The organism is Humitalea sp. 24SJ18S-53, from assembly GCF_050632385.1.
Classification (GTDB): domain Bacteria; phylum Pseudomonadota; class Alphaproteobacteria; order Acetobacterales; family Acetobacteraceae; genus Humitalea.
In genome coordinates, this window is the sequence record NZ_CP192599.1 from 4,942,326 (window position 1) to 4,962,487 (window position 20,162).

General features: G+C 69.9%; 19 protein-coding genes. 11 read left to right on the forward strand and 8 right to left on the reverse strand.

Going from position 1 to position 20,162, the window contains the following annotated elements; genetic code table 11:
• Positions 1–15: 15 nt before the first annotated feature.
• The 5 genes from ACQW02_RS23775 to ACQW02_RS23795 are packed head-to-tail and all read left to right on the forward strand — an operon-like array spanning position 16 to position 4,808.
• A complete protein-coding gene (locus ACQW02_RS23775) occupies positions 16–645 on the forward strand; it encodes a TetR family transcriptional regulator (RefSeq protein WP_431282392.1) in 630 nt (209 codons plus the stop codon).
• A 51-nt stretch (positions 646–696) separates the two neighbouring features.
• Entirely contained in the window at positions 697–1,851 is a 1,155-nt protein-coding gene (locus tag ACQW02_RS23780; protein WP_431282393.1) for a Gfo/Idh/MocA family protein, read from the forward strand.
• Positions 1,851–3,008, forward strand: coding sequence for a dihydrodipicolinate synthase family protein (locus ACQW02_RS23785; protein WP_431282394.1), 1,158 nt, complete (start codon positions 1,851–1,853; stop codon positions 3,006–3,008). The genes ACQW02_RS23780 and ACQW02_RS23785 overlap by 1 nt, the downstream gene beginning before the upstream one ends.
• Positions 3,005–3,814 (forward strand): sugar phosphate isomerase/epimerase family protein, encoded by an 810-nt coding sequence (locus ACQW02_RS23790; protein ID WP_431282395.1) that lies wholly within the window; start codon positions 3,005–3,007, stop codon positions 3,812–3,814. Before ACQW02_RS23785 ends, ACQW02_RS23790 begins: the two co-directional genes overlap by 4 nt.
• A 25-nt stretch (positions 3,815–3,839) precedes the next feature.
• Positions 3,840–4,808 (forward strand): Bug family tripartite tricarboxylate transporter substrate binding protein, encoded by a 969-nt coding sequence (locus tag ACQW02_RS23795; protein WP_431282396.1) that lies wholly within the window; start codon positions 3,840–3,842, stop codon positions 4,806–4,808.
• Positions 4,809–4,866: 58 nt separating this feature from the next.
• Here the strand turns inward: ACQW02_RS23795 and glpK are convergent, their stop codons facing one another.
• Complete coding sequence (gene glpK, locus ACQW02_RS23800; RefSeq protein WP_431282397.1) at positions 4,867–6,384, reverse strand: glycerol kinase GlpK; 1,518 nt, start codon at positions 6,382–6,384, stop codon at positions 4,867–4,869.
• A gap of 52 nt (positions 6,385–6,436) precedes the next feature.
• Here glpK and ACQW02_RS23805 point away from each other — a divergent pair, with 52 nt between their 5' ends.
• From ACQW02_RS23805 to ACQW02_RS23815, 3 genes are read left to right on the forward strand one after another with little or no spacing between them, the layout of a single operon-like run.
• The gene (locus tag ACQW02_RS23805; RefSeq protein ID WP_431282398.1) at positions 6,437–7,132 is read left to right on the forward strand and encodes a glutathione S-transferase family protein; all 696 of its coding nucleotides are present in this window, start codon (positions 6,437–6,439) and stop codon (positions 7,130–7,132) included.
• Positions 7,133–7,165: 33 nt separating this feature from the next.
• On the forward strand, positions 7,166–9,625 hold the full coding sequence (gene hrpB / locus ACQW02_RS23810) for an ATP-dependent helicase HrpB (protein ID WP_431282399.1): 2,460 nt from the start codon (positions 7,166–7,168) through the stop codon (positions 9,623–9,625).
• Positions 9,626–9,677: 52 nt separating this feature from the next.
• On the forward strand, positions 9,678–10,010 hold the full coding sequence (locus ACQW02_RS23815) for an FKBP-type peptidyl-prolyl cis-trans isomerase (protein WP_431282400.1): 333 nt from the start codon (positions 9,678–9,680) through the stop codon (positions 10,008–10,010).
• A 3-nt stretch (positions 10,011–10,013) separates the two neighbouring features.
• Here ACQW02_RS23815 and ACQW02_RS23820 read toward each other — a convergent pair whose 3' ends face one another.
• Positions 10,014–11,141, reverse strand: coding sequence for a PA0069 family radical SAM protein (locus ACQW02_RS23820; protein ID WP_431282401.1), 1,128 nt, complete (start codon positions 11,139–11,141; stop codon positions 10,014–10,016).
• Between the two features lie 63 nt (positions 11,142–11,204).
• On the opposite strand from ACQW02_RS23820, the gene ACQW02_RS23825 reads away from it, so the two are divergent.
• Complete coding sequence (locus ACQW02_RS23825; protein ID WP_431282402.1) at positions 11,205–11,861, forward strand: TIGR04283 family arsenosugar biosynthesis glycosyltransferase; 657 nt, start codon at positions 11,205–11,207, stop codon at positions 11,859–11,861.
• 6 nt (positions 11,862–11,867) lie between these two features.
• Positions 11,868–12,446 carry a TIGR04282 family arsenosugar biosynthesis glycosyltransferase gene (locus tag ACQW02_RS23830; protein WP_431282403.1) on the forward strand — a complete coding sequence of 193 codons (579 nt, stop codon included), beginning with the start codon at positions 11,868–11,870 and terminating at the stop codon, positions 12,444–12,446.
• Here the strand turns inward: ACQW02_RS23830 and moaB are convergent.
• The 4 genes from moaB to ACQW02_RS23850 all read right to left on the reverse strand — a co-directional run bounded on the left by moaB (position 12,437) and on the right by ACQW02_RS23850 (position 16,381).
• The gene (gene moaB / locus ACQW02_RS23835; RefSeq protein WP_431282404.1) at positions 12,437–12,976 is read right to left on the reverse strand and encodes a molybdenum cofactor biosynthesis protein B; all 540 of its coding nucleotides are present in this window, start codon (positions 12,974–12,976) and stop codon (positions 12,437–12,439) included. The two genes, ACQW02_RS23830 and moaB, sit on opposite strands and share 10 nt — an antisense overlap.
• Before the next feature lie 5 nt (positions 12,977–12,981).
• Positions 12,982–13,314 (reverse strand): DHCW motif cupin fold protein, encoded by a 333-nt coding sequence (locus tag ACQW02_RS23840; protein ID WP_431282405.1) that lies wholly within the window; start codon positions 13,312–13,314, stop codon positions 12,982–12,984.
• Between the two features lie 33 nt (positions 13,315–13,347).
• On the reverse strand, positions 13,348–15,435 hold the full coding sequence (locus ACQW02_RS23845) for a transglycosylase SLT domain-containing protein (RefSeq protein ID WP_431282406.1): 2,088 nt from the start codon (positions 15,433–15,435) through the stop codon (positions 13,348–13,350).
• 124 nt (positions 15,436–15,559) lie between these two features.
• The gene (locus ACQW02_RS23850; protein ID WP_431282407.1) at positions 15,560–16,381 is read right to left on the reverse strand and encodes a uracil-DNA glycosylase; all 822 of its coding nucleotides are present in this window, start codon (positions 16,379–16,381) and stop codon (positions 15,560–15,562) included.
• A 129-nt stretch (positions 16,382–16,510) separates the two neighbouring features.
• On the opposite strand from ACQW02_RS23850, the gene ACQW02_RS23855 reads away from it, so the two are divergent.
• Positions 16,511–18,139, forward strand: a complete 1,629-nt coding sequence (locus ACQW02_RS23855) for an electron transfer flavoprotein-ubiquinone oxidoreductase (RefSeq protein WP_431282408.1) — start codon at positions 16,511–16,513, stop codon at positions 18,137–18,139.
• On the opposite strand, the gene ACQW02_RS23860 is transcribed toward ACQW02_RS23855, so the two are convergent.
• Together ACQW02_RS23860 and ACQW02_RS23865 are read right to left on the reverse strand one after the other, a co-directional pair.
• Positions 18,140–19,099 carry an NAD-dependent epimerase/dehydratase family protein gene (locus ACQW02_RS23860; RefSeq protein ID WP_431282409.1) on the reverse strand — a complete coding sequence of 320 codons (960 nt, stop codon included), beginning with the start codon at positions 19,097–19,099 and terminating at the stop codon, positions 18,140–18,142.
• Between the two features lie 12 nt (positions 19,100–19,111).
• Positions 19,112–20,092 (reverse strand): GDP-mannose 4,6-dehydratase, encoded by a 981-nt coding sequence (locus ACQW02_RS23865; protein WP_431282410.1) that lies wholly within the window; start codon positions 20,090–20,092, stop codon positions 19,112–19,114.
• Between the last annotated feature and the right edge of the window lie 70 nt (positions 20,093–20,162).

The window sequence follows — 20,162 nt, forward strand, 5'->3', positions numbered from 1 at the left end:
GGGGGGCGTTGAAGCATGGTGGAACAGGCATTGTCGCCGCGCGCGGCAGCGACGCGGCAGCGCATCCTGGATGCGGCCCTGGTGGAATTCGCCGCCAATGGCCTGGCCGGCGCGCGGGTCGATGAGATCGCGGCCCGGGCCGATGCCAACAAGCGCATGATCTACGCCTATTTCGGCAGCAAGGAGGATCTGTGGCTAGCGGTGCTGGAAACCGCCTATGCCCAGAAACGCGCCGAGGAACACGCGCTGGAAACCACCACCCTGCCGCCGATGGAGGCGATGCGGGCGCTGGTGCGCTTCAACCTGCGCTACACCGCGGCCCATCCGGAATTCGTCGCCCTGCTGAACCAGGAAAACATCCACCGCGCCGCCTACCTCAAGCGCAGCGGGGCCGTGCCGGCATTGTATTCGCCGCTGCTGGCCGCGCTCAGCCGCGTGCTGGAACGCGGCCAGGCGGAGGGCGTGTTCCGCGCCGGGGTCGATGCGATGCAATTGTATGTCTCGATCCTGGCGCTGGGGCATTTCTACATCGCCAACCGCCACACCCTGTCCACCATCTTCGGCACGGAACTGACGACCGAGGCCGCGCTGGCGGCGCGGGAAGCGCATATCGAACAGGTCGTGCTGGGGTATCTGCGTCCTTGACGCGCGCCGTCACCGTCAGGTAACTACCCGGTTACCAGACGGGAGAAAATCATGGCGGAACGCCGCATCGGGCTCATCATGAACGGCGTCACCGGCCGGATGGGCATGAACCAGCATTTGATCCGCTCCATCGCCGCGATCCGTGCCGATGGCGGCGTGATGCTGGCCAATGGCGACCGGCTGATACCCGACCCCGTGATCGTCGGCCGCAACGAAGACAAGCTGCGGGCGCTGGCCCGCGCGCATAACATCGACCGCGTCTCCACCGACCTCGACGCCTGCCTGAAAAACCCGGACGACATCATCTTCTTCGATGCCGCCACGACGCAGATGCGCGGCGGCCTGATCCGCAAGGCGATCGCCGCCGGCAAGCACATCTATTGCGAGAAGCCGACCTCCGACAACCTGGCCGAGGCGTTGGACTTGGCGCGCGTCGCCAAGGCCGCCGGCATCAAGCATGGCGTGGTGCAGGACAAGCTGTTCCTGCCGGGGCTGCGCAAGTTGAAGATGGCGATCGACAGCGGATTCTTCGGACGCATCACCAGCGTGAAGGGCGACTTCGGCTACTGGGTGTTCGAGGGCGATTTGCAGCCGGCGCAGCGCCCGTCGTGGAACTACAAGAAGGCCGAGGGCGGCGGCATCATCCTCGATATGCTCTGCCACTGGCGCTACGTGCTGGACAATCTGTTTGGCGAGGTGCGCAGCGTCTCCTGCCTCGGTGCCACGCATATCCCCGAACGCATCGGTGAAGACGGCAAGCCCTATGTCGCCGATGCCGATGATGCGGCCTATGCGACCTTCCAACTCGAAGGCGGCGTGATCGCCCACATCAACTCATCCTGGGTCACGCGCGTGCGGCGCGACGACCTGGTGACCTTCCAGGTCGATGGCACCCATGGCAGCGCCGTCTGCGGGTTGCAGAAGTGCTGGACGCAGAGCCGCGTGAACACGCCCAAGCCGGTGTGGAACCCCGACGTCGCGCAGCCCATCGATTTCTTCGAGGGCTGGCAGGAAATCCCCGATACCGAGCCCTATCCCAACGGCTTCCGCGTGCAGTGGGAATTGTTCCTCCGTTATGTGGCCGGCGAAGTCGCAACCTATCCCTGGGATTTGCTGGCCGGGGCCAAGGGCGTGCAACTGGCCGAGGCCGGGCTGCAATCCTGGGCCGAACGCCGCTGGATCGACCTGCCGGAGCTTGCCGTCTGATGCCGACCATCACCCTGCCCGTGGCCGGGGGCCTGGCCCCCTTCACAACCAGCCCGCCCCGCGTCTTTGCCAAGGCCGCGCCGCCGTTCCCGCGCATCGCCTTCGCCGCCGCGCATGTCGTGGCCGATCCCCTGGCGCCGCAGGACCCGTGGCTGGACGCCAAGATCGACTGGGACCGCACCATCGATTTCCGCCGCCACCTTTGGTCGCTCGGCCTGGGCGTCGCCGAGGCGATGGACACGGCCCAGCGCGGCATGGGGTTGGACTGGGTGGAAGCCCAAAACCTGATCCGTCGCAGCCTGGATGCGATGCAGGATTTTCCGGGGGCCGTGATGGCCTCCGGCGCCGGCACCGATCATCTGGCGCCCGGCCCCGATGTCACTGTGGATGACGTCATCCGCGCCTATGAAGAACAATGCGAAGCCGTCGAGGCCATGGGCGGCCGCATCATCCTGATGGCCTCCCGCGCGCTCGCCAAGGCCTCCAAATCCCCGGCCGATTACGAACGCGTCTATGCGCGCATCCTGTCCCAGGTGAAGCAGCCGGTGATCATCCATTGGCTGGGCGAGATGTTCGACCCCGCGCTGGAAGGCTATTGGGGCAATCACGACCACATGGCGGCGATGGACACGGCGCTCGCCGTGATCACCGCCCATGCCGACAAGGTCGACGGCGTAAAAGTGTCCTTGCTGGACGACCAGAAGGAAATCTCGATGCGCCGCCGCCTGCCGAAGGGCGTGCGGATGTATACCGGCGACGACTTCAACTACGCCGAACTGATCGCGGGCGATGCGCAGGGCCATTCCGACGCGCTGCTCGGCATTTTCGATCCCATCGCCCCGGCCGTGGGCGGTGCGTTGGCGGCGCTGTCGCGCAACGACCTCAGCACCTTCCACGACATCCTGGCGCCCACCGTCCCGCTGTCGCGCCATATCTTTGCGGCGCCGACGCGGTTCTACAAAACAGGCGTGGTCTTCATGGCCTGGCTGAACGGCCACCAGGATCACTTCGTCATGGTCGGCGGTCAGCAGAGCACGCGCAGCATCCAGCATTTTGCCGAACTGTTCCGGCTGGCCGATGCGGCCGGCTTGCTCAGCGACCCGGATCGGGCGGTGGCGCGGATGCGGTCGCTGCTTGCAGTGCATGGCGTGGCATGAGGCCGCTTTCCCTCAACACCGTCACGGTCAAGGAACGCTGGGGTCTTTCCGAGTGCATCGAGGGCTGCGCACGCCACGGCATTCCCGGGATCTCGCCCTGGCGTGACGTGCTGGCCGCGATGGGCGTGGATGCCGCCGCGAAGAAAATCCGCGATGCGGGGCTGACCGTCTCCGGCCTGTGCCGTGGCGGCATGTTCCCCGCCGCCGATGCCGCCGGGCGTGCCGCCGCCATCGAGGACAACCGTCGCGCCATCGCCGAGGCCCACACCATCGGCGCCGCCTGCCTGGTCATGGTCTGCGGCGGCTTGCCCCCTGGTTCACGCGACCTGCCCGGTGCGCGACAAATGGTCGCCGATGGGCTGGCCGCGATCCTCCCCGATGCACGCGCGGCGGGGGTCACCATCGCCCTCGAACCGCTGCATCCGATGACCTGCGCCGACCGCAGCGTGCTCTCCACTTTCGCCCAGGCGCTGGACCTGTGCGACGCGCTGGGTGCCGGCACCGGCGTCGCGGTCGATGCCTATCATGTCTGGTGGGACCCCAACCTTGCGCGCGACATGGCCCGCGCCGGGTCGCGCATCGCGGGGCTGCATATCTGCGACTGGCTGGTACCGACCACCGACCTCGTGTTCGATCGCGGCATGCCGGGCGATGGCGTCATCGACCTGGCCGGTTTCATCGCGCTGGCCGAATCCGCGGGCTACGGCGGCCTGGTCGAGGTCGAACTCCTGTCCCGCCGCTGGTGGGCCGAGGACCCGGACCATGTCCTGCGCCTGATGAAGGAACGCCACGCCGCGATCGGCTAAAAAATCCTCGGGAGGAAACATAAAAATGACCCATCGCCGCAGCCTGCTCCTGGGTGCGCTCGCCATGCCCGCGCTGGCCCATGCCCAAACCGCCTGGGCGCCGACGCGGCCGATGCGCTTCGTCGTGCCCTTCCCCGCCGGTGGCGCCACCGACATCGTGGCCCGCGTCATGGCCGATCGCATGGGCGAAAAATTCGGCCAGCCCGTCGTCGTGGAAAACCGCACCGGCGCCGGCGGCAATATCGGCGTGGAGGCGGTGGTCCGCAGCGCCCCGGATGGCCACACCATCCTGATGGGCACGACCGGCACCTTGACCATCAACCCCCATCTCTACGCCAACATGGGGTTTTCGCCGGCGACGGACCTGGCCCCCATCTCGATGGCCTTCACCACCGACAGCGTGCTGATCGTGAACCCCGCGGTGCCGGCCCAGAATGCGGCGGAATTCCTGGCCCTCGCGCGGGCGCGGCCGGGCACGCTGTCCTATGGCAGCGCCGGTTCGGGCAGCAGCACGCATATGGTCACCGAGCTGTTCCGGCTCGTCGCCGGCATCCAGGTGCAGCACGTGCCCTATCGCGGCAGCGCGCCCGCGCTGAACGACACCGTCGCCGGCACGGTGAACTTCATGATGGACCAGGTGCCCTCCGCGCTGGGGCAGATCCAGGGCGGCCGGGTGCGCGCGCTGGCCATCACCGGGCCGCGCCGGTCGCGGCTGCTGCCCGATGTGCCGACGATGGCCGAGATCGGCCTGCCCGCCGCGGAATCCACCTCCTGGGGCTCGGTCATGGCACCGGCCGGCACGCCGCCGGCCGCCATCGCCGCCCTGGCGGCGGCCTGCGCCGAGGTGCTGGCCCAGCCCGCCGTGCTGGAACGGCTGGCGACCGCCGGGGCCGATGGGGTCTCCTCCACGCCCGCGGCGCTGGCGGCCTTTATGGCGAGCGAAAGCACGAAATGGGCCCGGGTGGTGCGGGAAGCGAGTATCACCGTGAACTGACAGGCGGCCCGGCCGCTCCTCCCGCCCCTGGCGGTGGGAGGTGTTGCGGCGCCCCCGATCACCCGCCCAGGGTGCGTCGCACGGCGTCGGTCCAGCGGTCATGCCGCCGGGTTGCCTCGGCCGCAGGCAGGTTGGGCACGAAGCGCCGGTCCAGCCGCCAGCCGGCCCCAGCCCCGACATCGCCCGGGGCCGGCTGCAACCCCGCCTGCACGGCCGCCAGATAGGCGGCACCCAGGGCGGTGGTTTCCTGCACCACCGGCCGGTCCACCGGTGCCCCCAGGATGTCGGCCAGGCATTGCATGGTCCAGTCGCTCTCGCTCATGCCGCCATCGACGCGCAGCACCGTGGGGGTCATCGCGGTGCCGCCGCCGCGTGCCGCGGCGTCGTTCAGGTCGGCGGCCATCGCCAACAGCAGGTCACGGGTCTGGAAGGCGACGCTTTCCAGCGCGGCGCGGCAGAATTCGGCCGGGCCGGTGTTCCGGTTCAGCCCAAAAATCGCCCCCCGCGCCGAGGAATCCCACCAGGGCGCGCCCAGTCCGACGAAGGCCGGCACCAGGATGACCGATTGCGCGGGATCGGCCTCCGCCGCCAGGCGCCCCGCCTCCTCGGCTGCGTTGATGATGCCCAGCCCATCACGCAGCCATTGCACGGCGGCCCCGGCGATGAAGATCGTGCCCTCCAGCGCATAGGTCCGCCGCCCCGCGATCTGCCAGGCGATGGTCGTCAGCAGGCGGTTGTTGGACGGCACGGGAGCGTCGCCGGTGACCATCAGCGCGAAGCCGCCGGTGCCATAGGTCGACTTGACCATCCCCGGCAGGAAACACGCCTGGCCGAGCGTCGCCGCCTGCTGGTCGCCGGCGATGCCGCGGATCGGAATGGCGCGGCCCAGCACCGACGCATCGGTCATGCCGAATTCGGCGGCGCAATCCAGCACCTGTGGCAGGACCGAGGCCGGGATGCGGAACAGCCGCAGCATATCGTCATCCCAGGTGCCGGTCGTGATGTCGAACAGCATGGTGCGGGCCGCATTGGTCGCATCGGTCGCATGCACCCGCCCACCCGTCAGGTGCCACAGCAGCCAGGAATCGACGGTGCCGAAGCACAGCCGCCCGGCCTCGGCCGCCGTGCGGGCGCCGGGCACCTCCTCCAGCAGCCAGGCGAGTTTCGTGGCGCTGAAATACGGGTCCAGCACCAGCCCGGTGCGCTGGGCGATCATCGAGGCGACGCCCGCCGCGCGCAGCGTATCGCACAGCGGCGCGGTGCGCCGGTCCTGCCAGACGATGGCGCGATGCAGCGCGCGCCCGGTGGTGCGGTCCCACAGCAGGGTCGTCTCCCGCTGGTTGGTCAGGCCTAGGCCGGCGATGGTGGCGCCCTCGGTCGCGGCCATGACCTGTTTCAGCGTGGCGATGCTATGGGCCAGCAGATCCTCCGGCGCATGTTCCACCCAGCCGGAGGCCGGGAAATGCTGCGCCAAGGCGATGCGGGCGGTGGCGCGCGGCGCAAGGTCGGCCCCAAAAGCCATCGCCCGCGTCGAGGTTGTTCCCTGGTCCAGTGCCAGCACCACCGTATCGGCCATTTGCTTCTCCCTGCGCGGCCGCCACTGTAGGGCGGTTGGGGGAATCGGCGACATGATGTCATTGCGTTTATGGGATCTGGCCGGGGACGACCCGGCGCGGCGCTTCAGCCCCTATTGCTGGCGCATCAAGATGGCGCTGGCGCACAAGGGGCTGGCGGTCGAAACCCTGCCCTGGCGGTTTTCCGACCGGGACGCCATCGCGCCGCATACCAAGGTGCCGGTGCTGGAACATGCGGGCGGCAGCCTGTCGGAGTCCTGGGCCATCGCCGAATGGCTGGAAGCCAATTTTCCGGACCGTCCCAGCCTGTTCGGCGGCGATACCGGCCGGGCGGTGACGCGCTTCGTCAACGGCTTTGCCGATGCGGTGCAGATGGGCGGCATCGCGCGCCTGGTCGTGGCCGATATCCCCGGCGTGCTGGTCGAACGCGACCGCGCCTATTTTCGCGACAGCCGCGAACAGCGCTTCGGCATGGCGCTGGCCGAGGTCGTGGCCGGCCGCGAGACCAAGGTCGCGGCGTTCCGTGACTCGATGCTGCCGATGCGCCTGGTGCTGCGCGCGCAGCCGTTCCTGGCGGGCGATGCACCAGCCTATGCCGACCACATCCTGTTCGGGGGCTTCCAATGGGCGCGCTGCGTCAGCGCCTTTCCGGTGCTGGAACCCTCCGACCCGATCTGGGCCTGGCGGGAACGGATGCTGGATGCCTATGGCGGCATCGGCCGCGCCGCCGTGGCTTTTGCGGGGGCGTAGCCGCCAGCACCCCGGGCCTGTATCCCCCCGGCGATGCTCCCCCTCGATCTTCCGGTCGCCGAGGCGCTGCCCGCGCTGCGGGCGGCCCTCGCCGCCGGGCCGAACGCCGTCCTGATCGCACCCCCGGGCGCCGGCAAGACCACGCTGGTCCCGCTGGCGCTACGCGACGAACCCTGGGCGCTGGCCGGCCGCATCCTGGTGCTGGAACCCCGCCGGATCGCTGCCCGCGCCGCCGCCAACCGCATGGCCACGCTGCTGGACGAACCCTTGGGCCAGACCATCGGCCTCGCCACCCGCCTGGACCGCGCCGGCGGCCCTGGCGTGCGGGTGGAGGTGATCACCGAGGGCCTGCTGGTCCGCCGCATGCAGTCGGACCCCGGGCTGGATGGCGTCGCGGCCGTGTTCTTCGACGAAGCGCATGAACGGCATCTGGACACCGACCTGGGCCTAGCCCTCTGCCTGGACCTGCAACGCGCGCTGCGGCCGGAACTGCGCCTGCTGGTGATGAGCGCGACCTTAGATGCGACCGCCTTCGCCGGCCTGCTCGGCCCCGGAACGCCGGTGGTCGAAAGCATGGGCCGCGCCCATCCCGTCACCCTGCGGCACCGCACCCGTGACTTCGCCGACCCGCGCGACCTGCCGGAGGCCATGGCCGGCGCCATACGCGACGCGATGCGCGACCACCCCGGCGACGTCCTGGCCTTCCTGCCGGGCTGGGGCGAAATCCGTCGCACACAGGAACGCCTGTCCGGGGTGGATGCGCTGGTCTTGCCCCTGCATGGCGAATTGCCGCCCGCCGAGCAGGACCGCGCCCTGGCCCCCGCCGAGCGTCGCAAGATCGTCCTGGCGACCAGCATCGCCGAAACCAGCCTGACCGTTCCCGGCGTGCGCATCGTGGTCGATGGCGGGTTTCGCCGCGCGCCTCGGCTGGATTCGGGCACCGGCCTGTCCCGACTTGCGACCGTGCGCATCGGCAAGGCCGCCGCCGACCAACGCGCCGGCCGTGCCGGGCGCACCGCCCCAGGCCTGGCCGTGCGGCTCTGGACCGAGGCGCTGCACCGTGGCCTGCCCATCGCCGACCGGCCGGAAATGCTGGAGGCGGAACTGTCGGGCCTGCTGCTGGATTGCGCCGCCTGGGGTGCCGCCCCCGGCAGTCTGGCCTGGCTCGATGCCCCACCGGCCGGCGCCCTCGCGGCAGCGGCGAGCCTGTTGCGTGAACTGGAAGCCCTGGATACGGCGGGCCGCATCACCACCATGGGCCGCCGCATGGCCCGGCTGGGCGCGCACCCCCGCCTGGCCCGCATGATGGCCGCCGCCGAGAACGAAAGCGAAGCCGCCCTGGCCGCCGATATCGCGGCCCTGCTGGAAGAACGGGACCCCATCCGCAACCGCGACGCCCCGGCCGAAATCGGGTTGCGGCTGGACCTGCTTTCCGGCAGCGATCACGCCGATGCCGATCGCGGCACCGTCCAGCGCATCCGTCGCGCCTCGTCGCTGCATCGGCGCCGGCTGGGTGTCCCGGGCGGCACGATGGCCGAGGGCGATCCCGGCGCCCTGCTGGCCGCCGGCTTCCCGGACCGCATCGCCGCAAGGCGAGGCACGATGGAGGGCGCCTTCCGCCTGGCCGGCGGCGGCATGGGTGCGAGGCTTCCCCCCACCGACCCCCTGTCCAAGGCGCCCCTTCTGGCCATCGCCGACCTGGACCTGGTGGGCACCGAGGCCCGCATCCGCATGGCGGCCCGGCTGGACCGGGCGGTGCTGGAAACCCGCTTCCCCGAACGCTTCGTCCGTGAAGAAGGCGCCGCCTTCGACGCCCGCCTGGGCGCCGTCGTCGCCCGCCGCCGCCTGCGCTTCGGGCCGCTGGTGCTGGAAGAAACCACGATCCCTTCGGACAACCCCGAAGCCGTCGCCCAGGCCCTGGCCGAGGCCGCCGCCAGCCGCGACTTCCGCGACCTGGGCTGGACCGACGCCGCGCGCCAGACCCAGGCGCGGATCGAGGCGATGCGTCGCCTGGAACCCGATGGCGACTGGCCCGACACCACGATGTCCCCGGCCTGGCTGGCCCCGCACATCCTGGGGCTGACGCGGCTGTCCGAACTCGCCAGCGTGGACCTGACCGCGATTTTCCGGGGGCTTTTGCCCTGGGATGCCCAGAAACGGCTGGATACCTTGCTGCCGACGCGGCTGCCGCTGCTGGTGGGGCGTTCTGCGGCGGTGGATTACACCGCCGACCCACCACGGCTGGAGGCACGGGCGCAGCATCTGTTCGGCCTGGCCGGGATGCCGCCGCTGGCGGGCGGGCGGTTGCCCTTGCAAGTGGTGCTGCTCAGCCCGGCCAGCCGCCCGATCGCGGTGACCGCCGACCTCGCGGGGTTCTGGGCCGGCGGCTGGGCCGATGCGCGCAAGGATTTGCGCGGGCGATACCCCAAGCACGACTGGCCGGAAGACCCGGCCCAGGCCACCCCGCCACCCGAGAAACCTCGCCGGGGGTAGCGGCCGCGCGCCAGAAAATGTTTAACGGGCACGCCATCAAGGGAGCAGGACCATGAGCGACGAAACCATCGGCACCGGTGCCGAAGCCACCGCCGGCCAGACCGTGGCCGTGCACTACACCGGCTGGCTGTTCGACGCCGCCGCCCCGGACACCAAGGGCAAGAAGTTCGACAGCAGCCGCGACCGTGGCCAGCCGTTCCGCTTCGAACTCGGCGCCGGCCATGTGATCCAGGGCTGGGACGAGGGCGTGGTCGGGATGAAGATCGGCGGCCACCGTCGCCTGACCATCGCCCCGGAGAAGGGCTATGGCGCGCGCGGCGCCGGCGGGGTCATCCCGCCGAACGCGACGCTGGTGTTCGACGTCGAGCTACTGGGCGTCGAGTAAGACTCAGAACAACGCCATCTGGGCCGGCTGCGGCACCGCCGCGGCCGGCACGCGAAAGGCATCACAGTCCAGCGACTGATGCCTGACGCTGGCGCGGTCCAGCCCATGCTTGCGCAGGGCCAGGGCAAAGCGGCTGGCCAGAAGGTCCGCATAGGGACCCGTACCGGATTGCCGCTTGCCGAAGCGGCTGTCGTAGAGTTCCCCGCCCCGCGTCTGGCGGATCAGCGACAGCACCTTGGCCGCGCGGTCGGGAAAATGCTGGTGCAGCCAGGCCTCGAACATCTGCGCGATTTCCAGCGGCAGGCGCAGCAGCACATAGCCCGCGCGCGTGGCGCCGTGGCGCACGGCGGCGTCGATCAGGTGTTCCAATTCGGGGTCGTTCAACCCCGGGATCATCGGCGCGGCCAGGATGCCGGTGGGAATGCCCGCGCGCGACAATTCGCCGATGGCCGCCAGGCGCCGGGTGGGGCTGGCCGCGCGCGGTTCCATGACCCGCGCCAAGGCGGGGTCCAAGGTCGTGATCGACAGGCAGACATGGACCAGGTTCCGCTGCGCCATGCGCGACAGAATATCCAGGTCGCGGGTCACGCCGGCTGACTTGGTGACGATGGTGACCGGGTGGTTGTGCGCGTCCAGTACCTCAAGGATTTGGCGCGTCAGCCCCAGGGTGCGTTCCACCGGCTGGTAGGGGTCGGTATTCGCGCCCAGCGCCACCGGCTTGGCCACATAGCCCGGCTTGCGGATTTCCTTGGTCAGCAGGGCCGCGATATCCGGCTTGAACAGCAGCCGGGTTTCGAAATCCAACCCCGGCGACAGGCCCAGATGCGCGTGCGACGGCCGCGCGAAGCAATAGATGCAGCCGTGTTCGCAGCCGCGATACATGTTGATGCTGCGGTCGAAGCCGATGTCGGGCGAGGTGTTCCAGGCCATCGCCGACCGGCTGCTGTCGCGGGTCAGCGTGGTCGCCAGCGGTTCCGGCGCGGCAAAGGCCGCATCCAAGGTGCCCCAGCCATCATCCCAGGCGACCGTCGACTGGCGTTCATACCGATTGGCCGGGTTGGACAGCGCACCGCGCCCCTTGCGGGCACCGATCGATGCAAGGGAAGGTCCGTGCAGGCTGCCGTCGGGCATGACCGCGTTCTCCTTTCGTTCGATCCACAGGACCATATGGCCGGCCCAGACGTCAAGAACAATATGAGAACTCTTGCCGTCGTCATCCCGGCGCTGAACGCCGCCGCCACCCTGCCCGGCGTGTTGGCGCGGCTGGCGGAATGGCCCTCGGCCGAGATCCTGGTGGTCGATGGCGGCAGCACCGATGGCACCACGGGCCCGCGCGTCATCAGCGCCCCACGCGGCCGGGGCGGGCAATTGGCCGCGGGGATCGCCGCGACGACCGCCCCCTGGCTGCTGCTGCTGCATGCCGATACCCGGCTGGAACCGGGCTGGGCCGCGGCGGTCCGGGCGTTCATCGCCGACCCGGCCAATGCCGGCCGCGCCGCCTACTTCCGCCTGGTGCTCGATGACCCCGCCCCCCAGGCGCGGCGGATCGAACGCCTGGTCGCCTGGCGTTGCCGCGCCTGGCACCTGCCCTATGGCGACCAGGGATTGTTGGTTGCGCGCAAAACCCTCGACGCGGTCGGCGGTATCGCGCCCCTGCCGCTGATGGAGGACGTGGATCTGGTTCGCCGCCTGGGCCGCGACCGCATGGTGGCGCTGCCGGTCGCCGCCGTGACCTCGGCCGCGCGCTATCGCCGCGATGGCTGGTGGGCGCGCCCGATGCGCAATCTTGTGCTGCTGGCGCTATGGCGCCTGGGGGTCTCGACGACGCGGCTGGCGCGCTGGTACGGCTGACGCCCGATGACCGATCACCGCCCCGTCCTGCTGGTCTTTGCGCGTGCGCCGCGGCTGGGTGCGGTGAAGCGGCGCCTGGCGCGGGGCATCGGCGCACGCGCCGCGCTGCGGTTCTATGCCGGGCAGTTGGATGCGGTGCTGCGCGCGGCGGCCTTCGACCGCCGCTGGCGCACGATCATCTGCGCCACGCCCGATGGCGCGCATATGCCGCTGCGTCGTCGGTTGCCGCTGCGCGACCAGGGGCACGGCGACCTCGGCCAACGCATGGACCGCGCGACCAGGCCGCATCGACGCGTCGTCATCGTGGGCTCCGATATCCCGGGCATCGGCGCCGCCGATATCGCGGCCGCGTTCCGCGCGCTGCACCGCGCCGATGCGGTCTTCGGACCGGCCGAGGATGGCGGCTACTGGCTTGTCGGCCTCGGCCCACGCCGCCCTTCGCGACCCTTTGGCCATGTGCGCTGGAGCAGCGAACACGCCCTCGGCGACACCATCGCCAATTTCACCGGCCGCCGCATCGCCCTGCTGCGCATTCTGCGCGACGTCGATACCGCCGAGGATTTTTGGGCACTGCGTCAGCTCTGACGCAGATGTTCCTGCAAGCGCGGCATCAACTCGACCAGGTTGCAGGGCCGGAATCGCGCATCCAACTGCCAGCGCAAAATATCGTCCCATGCATCTTTCACGGCCCCGGTGCTGCCCGGCAGGGCAAACAGATACGTGCCCCCCGCGACGCCGCCCAAGGCGCGCGACTGGATCGTCGACGTCCCGATCTTGGCGTAGGACAGCATGCGGAAAAGCTCACCAAAACCGGTGATTTCCTTTTCCAGCACACGGGAAAACGCTTCCGGCGTGACATCGCGGCCGGTGATGCCGGTGCCGCCCGTGGTGATGACGCAGTCGATCGCGGGGTCGGCGATCCAGGCGCGCAATTGCCCGGCGATCAGGTCCGCCTCGTCGCGCAAAATCTTGCGGTCGGCCAGCCTGTGTCCCGATTCCTCGATCCGTGCGGCGAGCGTGTCGCCCGAACGATCCGACGCCAGGTCGCGCGTGTCGCTGACCGTCAGGATCGCGATGGCCACGGGCAGGAAGCTGCGGGATTCATCGATCGGCATGGCGGTCAGTCCACGATGAACAGCCGCGCACCCGTCGCGGTCGATGACCGGTGCGCCGCATCGCCGTGGTCGGACACGCGGTAACTCATTCCCGCCGTCAGGGTGAAACGCCGCCCGTCGCGCAACTCGGTCTCCAGCACGCCCTCCAGCACCGTCAGCACATGGCCACGGTCGCACCAGTGGTCGGCGATATAGCCGGGGCTATAGGTCACCATCCGCACCCGCAGGTCGCCGATTTCCTGGGTGCGCCACAGCGCCTGGCCGACATCGCCCGCATGGGTGGTTTCGGGAACGGTCGCCCAATCGGTGACGGTGAAGGGCAGGGTGGGAATTTTCACGGTTGGTGCGCGCCTTGCCAGGGAGCGTGCAGCCTAACCCCCGGTTCCGTTCATCGCCACCCGCTGGCTGCGCGACAGCATGCGCTGCACCTCCTCCGGTGAGGCAAAGCGCGGGAAGCGCCCCTCCGCCAACCGGTCCAGGCTGGGCGAGGGCAGGCCCAATCGGCTGGCATAGATCCAGGAATAGGCCATCACACGCTGGACGAAGGCGCGGGTTTCCGCGGCCGGGATGCTTTCGACGAACAGCAGCGGATCGTTCCGGTGCCGCCCCGGTGGCATCCAGCGCCCGACATTGCCCGGCCCGGCATTGTAGGAAGCGAGCAGCCGCAGCAAATCGCCCTCCACCGCGCTATGGGTGGTCAGGTAAACCAAGTAGCGCTGCCCGACTTCCAGGCTGAAGGACGGGTCGTGCAGCCGCTGGTGCCCACCACGCCCGCGCAAGCTGGGGTCGCCCACCACATAGGCCGCCGTCGCCGGCATCAACTGCATCAACCCACGCGCACCCGCCGAACTGACGGCGCCGGGTTCGAAATTGCTCTCCTGCCGGGCCAGGGCATAGAGCAGCGATGGGTCCACCCGATACCCGCCCTGCGGCTCCAGGCGGGGGATCGGGAAGCGTGCGAAATCGCGGGGCCGCCCATCCGCGCCCTGCACGACCGAGGCCAATTGCGCCGCCAGGTCGGGCATATTCGCCTGCGACGCCACCGCCAGCATGGCGCGGCCGAGTGCGGGATTGCCGGCGGCGACCGACCACAGCCGGCGCAATTCCGCCTCCGCCCGGTCGCGCTGGCCGATCTGCAACAGCGCCAGCGCCCGCCAGCCGCCGGCGGTTTCCGCCAGCACCCGGGTTTCCACATCGCCGGCCACGTCGTTTTCCCAGGCAAAGCCAGGGGCCAGGCCCAGAGCGCGCCGGGCGAGCAGCCCGTAGAAGGTGCGCGGTTCCTGCGCCGCCTGCAGCAACCAGGGGATATGCTGCCCCGGGCGACGCGCGCGAATCACCGACCGCGCGGTCCAATAGGCCCCGGCGGCTCGCAGGGATGCTGGGGCCAATTCAGCCCGCGCCGTCGCCTCGAAATACGGGATGGCGAGGTCCGGCCGGTTCAGCGCAAAAGCCGCAAGCCCCGCGACAAAGGCCGGCCCGCCATGGCCGGGTGAAGCGCGGGCGGCATCCATGCCCAGCGCCATCGCTTCCTCATCCTGCCCGTTCTGGAACAGGACCAGCGCCACGTCGCCCTGCAACAGGGCCGCGGCATCAGGCGCCAGGCCGCGCGCACGGGCGATCATCTGCAGCGCGCCGGACACATCGCCATCGCGCGCCCGGTCGCGCACCGCGCGTTCCAGCCCCGCATTGCGGGCCATGGCCGGCACGGGCGGGGCCTGGTCCTCGGGTGCCACGGCGGCGGCCATCGCCAGCATATCCGGCATCGGCGCCGGGGTCGGCACAGCGGCACGCGGCTGGCGCCGCAGCAGCATGGCATGCAGGCCCGGCCCGTCCGGGTGGTCCGGGTTGTCGTTCAGCCAGGCCTGGACCTCGGCCAACGGCGCCGCATCCGGCGCGCGCAGCCAGCGATCGGACAGGACGTGGGAGATCAGGCGGCGGTCATCCAGCCGTTCGGCTTCCCGCGCCGCCCCGGCCGCATCGCCACGGGCCTGCAAGTCGAACACCCGCACCAGGCGGGCGGCGTCGGATGGTGCCAGCGGCTGCGGCAGCCCGCCGACGCCCGCGGCCACGCGCAGCGGCGCCGCGGCAGCGAATTCGGACACGCCGTCGGCGATGGGCATCAGGACAAAGGGCGCGGCGGCCGAGGCGGTGGCGAAGCGTTCGCGCGGCGCGCTGTTCCGCGCCGGTGCACGATTGGCCTGGCGCCGGTTCGCCTGGGAACGGCTGGCCCGCGACGGGGCGCCGCTGGCCTGCCGGGTCCTGGCCGGGGCGGTGCGGGCTGTCGGGGTCGCTGCCCCAGACCGCTGGCTCGCGGATCGGGCACCCTGCACGGATGCTTGCTCGGTGGCCCGTTGCGCCAGCCCCGGGGCGATGATCCCAAGGCTCAGCGTGGCGCCGAGGACCAATCCCAGGAACAGGGAGCGGTGACGGCGCCGGGCCAAGGGGCGGAAGACGCTCATGGCGTGCATGCGTTAGCGATGGGTGAACGGCAGGCGCAACCCGAATCAGCGGGACGAATCCCGTATATTTGGATGGCGCTCAAGGAATCAGCGGCTTGTAAGGCATACTTAACAAAAATAACCCTCACCCCTGGCCATCCAAACGGCGTCGCAGCATGACCAGGTCGGCCCAGCCCTCGCGTTTCGCGGCAGGGCTGCGCAACAGATACGCCGGGTGCAGGGTTGGCAAGACGGGCACGGGGCCCAGCCCCTCCACGGTGATCTCGTGCCAGCGGCCGCGTAGGCGCATGATGCCTTCACGCCCACGCAACAGCGCCTTGGCCGCGGTGCCGCCCAGCAGCAGCAACTGGCGCGGCCGCACCAGCGCGATGTGGCGCAGCACGAAGGGCAGGAACAGCGCGATCTCGGCATCGGTCGGCGTCCGATTGCCGGGCGGGCGCCAGGGCAGGATGTTGGTCACGTAGAAATCATTGGCCCGGTGCAGCCCGACCGAGGCCAGCATCCGGTCCAGCAACCGCCCGGATTGGCCGACGAAGGGGCGACCCTCGCGGTCCTCATCAGCCCCCGGCGCCTCGCCGATCAGCATCAGCCCGGCGTCGGGGTTGCCGTCGCAGAACACCATGTTGGTCGCGGTATCGCGCAGGCCCGACCCGTCGAAACCCGCGATCGCAGCGCGCAGCGCCTCCAGGCTGCCGGCGTCGGCGGCCAGGCTCGCGGCGGCCGCCGGGGCGGGGGCGAAGCCGGCTGCGGGCGTGGCGGGGGCCGGGCGCGCGACCAGGGCCGGCGCCGGCGGGGCCACCGGCGCCGGCCCCGCGAGCCAACGCGCGGCACCTGGCGGCACGCGGTCCCGCAGCGGCGCCGGGGTCGGCTCCATCGGTTCATCCGCGCCCCAGTCCGCCTGGCAGCGCAGCGCGGCAAGAAGGGTTGCGGTGGCATCCTGGTCCATCCCGCCTGTATCGGGCCGCAAGACCAGAGACGGCAAGACTGGCGACGGCAAGGCCGGACGCCTTTCGCATCCGCCCCCCCGGCGCTACATCAAGCCGACAGATTGCTGCGCAGGGAGAAGAGGACCGACATGGCAGACCGCGAAAGCATGGATTTCGACGTGCTGATCGTCGGCGCCGGCCCCTCGGGCCTGGCCGCCGCGATCCGCCTGAAGCAGATGGCGCCCGATGCCGCCGTCTGCGTCGTCGAAAAAGGCAGCGAGGTCGGCGCCCATATCCTCTCCGGCGCGGTGCTGGAAACCCGCGCGCTGGACGAACTGATCCCCGACTGGCGCGACGATCCCCCGGCCCTGGCGACCCCGGCCGGCGACGACCGCTTCGTCTTCCTGACCGCCACCCGCGCCATCCGGCTGCCGACCCCGCCGCAGATGCACAACCACGGCAATTACATCGTCAGCCTGGGCAATGTCTGTCGCTGGCTGGGTGCCAAGGCCGAGGCGCTGGGCGTCGAGATCTACGCCGGCTTCGCCGCGTCGGAGACGATCATCGAGGATGGCCGCGTGCAGGGCGTCGTCGCCGGCGTCATGGGCATCGGCAAGAATGGCGAGGAAGGCCCGAACTACCAGCCCGGCATGGAGTTGCGCGCCAAATACACGCTTTTTGCGGAGGGCTGCCGCGGCTCGCTGACCAAGAAGCTGGAAACCACCTTCGGCCTGCGTGCCGATGCCGCGCCGCAGACCTATGGGCTCGGCGTCAAGGAATTGTGGGAAATCCCGAAAGACCAGCACAAGCCGGGCTTCATCTGGCATTCGGTGGGCTGGCCGCTGGCGTCGGATACCTATGGCGGTGCCTGGCTCTACATGTTCGGCGAAAACCTGGTCAGCGTCGGCTTCGTCGTCGGGCTGGACTACGCCAATCCCTGGATTTCCCCGTTTGAGGAAATGCAGCGCTTCAAGACCCATCCCGCCGTCGCCCCGATGCTGGCCGGCGGCAAGCGCATCGCCTATGGCGCCCGCGCGCTGAACGAGGGCGGCTTGCAGGCGATCCCGGAACTGGCTTTTCCGGGCGGCGTGCTGATCGGCTGCACCGCCGGCTTCCTGAACGTCGCCAAGATCAAGGGCTCCCACACCGCGATGAAGAGCGGGATGCTGGCGGCGGAAGCGGCCGCGGAAGCGCTGGCGCTGGGCGACACCGCGTCACCGGTGCTGAAGGCCTATCCGATCGCGCTGCGCGACTCCTGGGTGTGGAAGGAATTGCACGGCGTCCGCAACATCCGCCCCGGCTTCGCCAAGTTCGGGTTCTGGGGCGGCATGGTCAACGCGGCCTTCGAAACCTATGTCACCCGTGGCCACTCGCCCTGGACCCTGGCGCACCACCCCGACCACGCGACGACCAAACCCGCCGCCGACAGCCCGCGCATCGCCTATCCCAAGCCGGATGGCGTGCTGACCTTCGACCGCCTGTCGTCGGTGTATCTGTCGAACACCAACCACGAGGAAGACCAGCCGGCGCATCTGAAACTGCGCAATGTCGAAACCTGGTCGACGGTGAACTGGGCCAAATTCGCCAGCCCCGAAAGCCGCTACTGCCCGGCCGGGGTCTATGAGGCCGTGGACATCGACACGCCGACGCCGCACCTGGTGATCAACGCGCAGAACTGCGTCCATTGCAAAACCTGCGACATCAAGGACCCGGACCAGAATATCGACTGGTGCACGCCCGAAGGCGGCGGCGGGCCGAACTACATCGGCGGGATGTAGTCAGGGCCGCACCGACTCCAGCACGTCCGTCAGGGTCGTCTCCCACGGCACCTGCGGCGCCCAGCCCAGGGCCTGGCGCGCGGCGGTGGCGTCGGGGATGGCGCTGCGGACATCGGTCGGGCGCAACAGGCCAGCCGCTTCCTCGATCACCGGGTCCACGCCGGCCAGGCGCAGCACATCGCGCAGGATGTCGCCGACCCGCCTGACCGTGCCGCTCGACAGGTTCAGCGCGATGCCGGGGGCCAGCCCGGGGGCCGCGGCCAGGGCGGCGGCATAGGCGGCGCAGACGTCGCGCACATCCAGGAAGTCGCGCCAGCGATCCAGCGCGCCGACCTTCAGCACCGGCGGCTGCAGCCCCGCCGCGATGCGCATCGCCTGGCGGGCAAAGGCGCCGACCACATAGCCATCCGATTGCCCCGGCCCGGTCTGGTTGGCCGGGCGCAGACGGATCGCGTGCAACCCGCGCAGCGCCATCTCACCGATCGCCAGATCCGCCGCCGCCTTGCTGGCGGCATAGGGGTTGGCGGGGCGCGGCAGCGCCTGCTCGTCCACCGGTTCGCCGGATTGGTAGGTCAGCCCATAGATCTCGGCGGTCGAGACATGGATGAAACTCGCGGCCGGCGCATGCGCCATCACCGCATCGGCCAGGGCCAGGGTGCCATCCACGTTGATGCGCCAGGTCCCCGCCGGATCGGCGAAGGAGGCCGGCACCGAAGCCTGCGCCGCCAGATGCAGCACCGCATCCGGCGCCGCCTGCAGCACCGCCGCCCGCAAGCTTTCCGGCGCCATCAGGTCGGCGACCACGACCTCATCCGCATGCGGCATCGCCTCGGCGCCGCGCCGCATCGCGATCAGGCGCGACTGCGGCAGGGCGTGGCGCAGGACCGGCAGCAGGTGGTGGCCGACGAACCCGCCGGCACCGGTGATCAGGACGCGCCGCGGCGCGGCGGTTGCGGTCATGACCCGCCCCGCTCAGCCTATCCGTTTCTTGTGGCGGGCGATGTCCGCATCGACCATTTCGGCGATCATCGCGGCCAGCGAGGTTTCGGCCACCCAGCCCAGCTTTTCCTTGGCCTTGGTCGCATTGCCGTGCAGCACATCCACCTCGGCCGGGCGCAGGAAGGCCGGGTCGATCTTGATATAGTCCTCGGCGTTCAGCCCGACATGGGCGAAGGCGGCCCGCGCCATCTCACCCACCGTGGTCGTGACGCCGGTCGCCACGACATAGTCGTCGGCCTTGTCCTGCTGCAGCATCAGCCACATCGCCTTGACGTAGTCGCGCGCGTGACCCCAGTCGCGCTTGGCGTCCAGGTTGCCCATCGGCAATTCGCTGGCCAGGCCAAGCTTGATGCGCGCGACGGCGTCGGTGACCTTGCGGGTCACGAATTCGATGCCGCGCAGCGGGCTTTCGTGGTTGAACAGGATGCCGCTGCTGGCGTGCAGGCCAAAGGATTCCCGGTAGTTCACCGTCATCCAATGCGCGTAGAGCTTGGCCGCCGCATAGGGGCTGCGCGGATAGAAGGGCGTCGTCTCGCTCTGGATGGGTTCCTGGATCAGGCCATACATCTCGGAGGAGGAGGCCTGGTAGAACCGTGCCTCGGGCGCTGCGATGCGCACGCCCTCCAGCATGTTCGCGGCCCCCATGCCGGTCGCCATGCCGGTCAGCAGCGGCTGGTTCCAGGACGTCTTGACGAAGGACTGGGCGCCGAGGTTGTAGACCTCGTGCGGCTTGGATTCCTGCACGGCGCGGATGATCGCGGACAGGTCCAGCAGGTCGCCGTCGATCATGCGGATGTCACGCTCGATACCCAGCCAGCGCAGGCGGCTATCGATGACTTCGGCCGACGCGGAGCGACGCAGGAACCCCCAGACCTCGTACCCCTTCCCCAACAAGAACTGGGACAGGTAGGCACCGTCCTGTCCGGTGATGCCGGTGATGAGTGCGCGCTTCATGTCATTCCTTGGTCAATCAGGCGGCGCGGTTTTAGCCCAGGGATGCTGCCCTGGCCAGATGTTGCGGTGC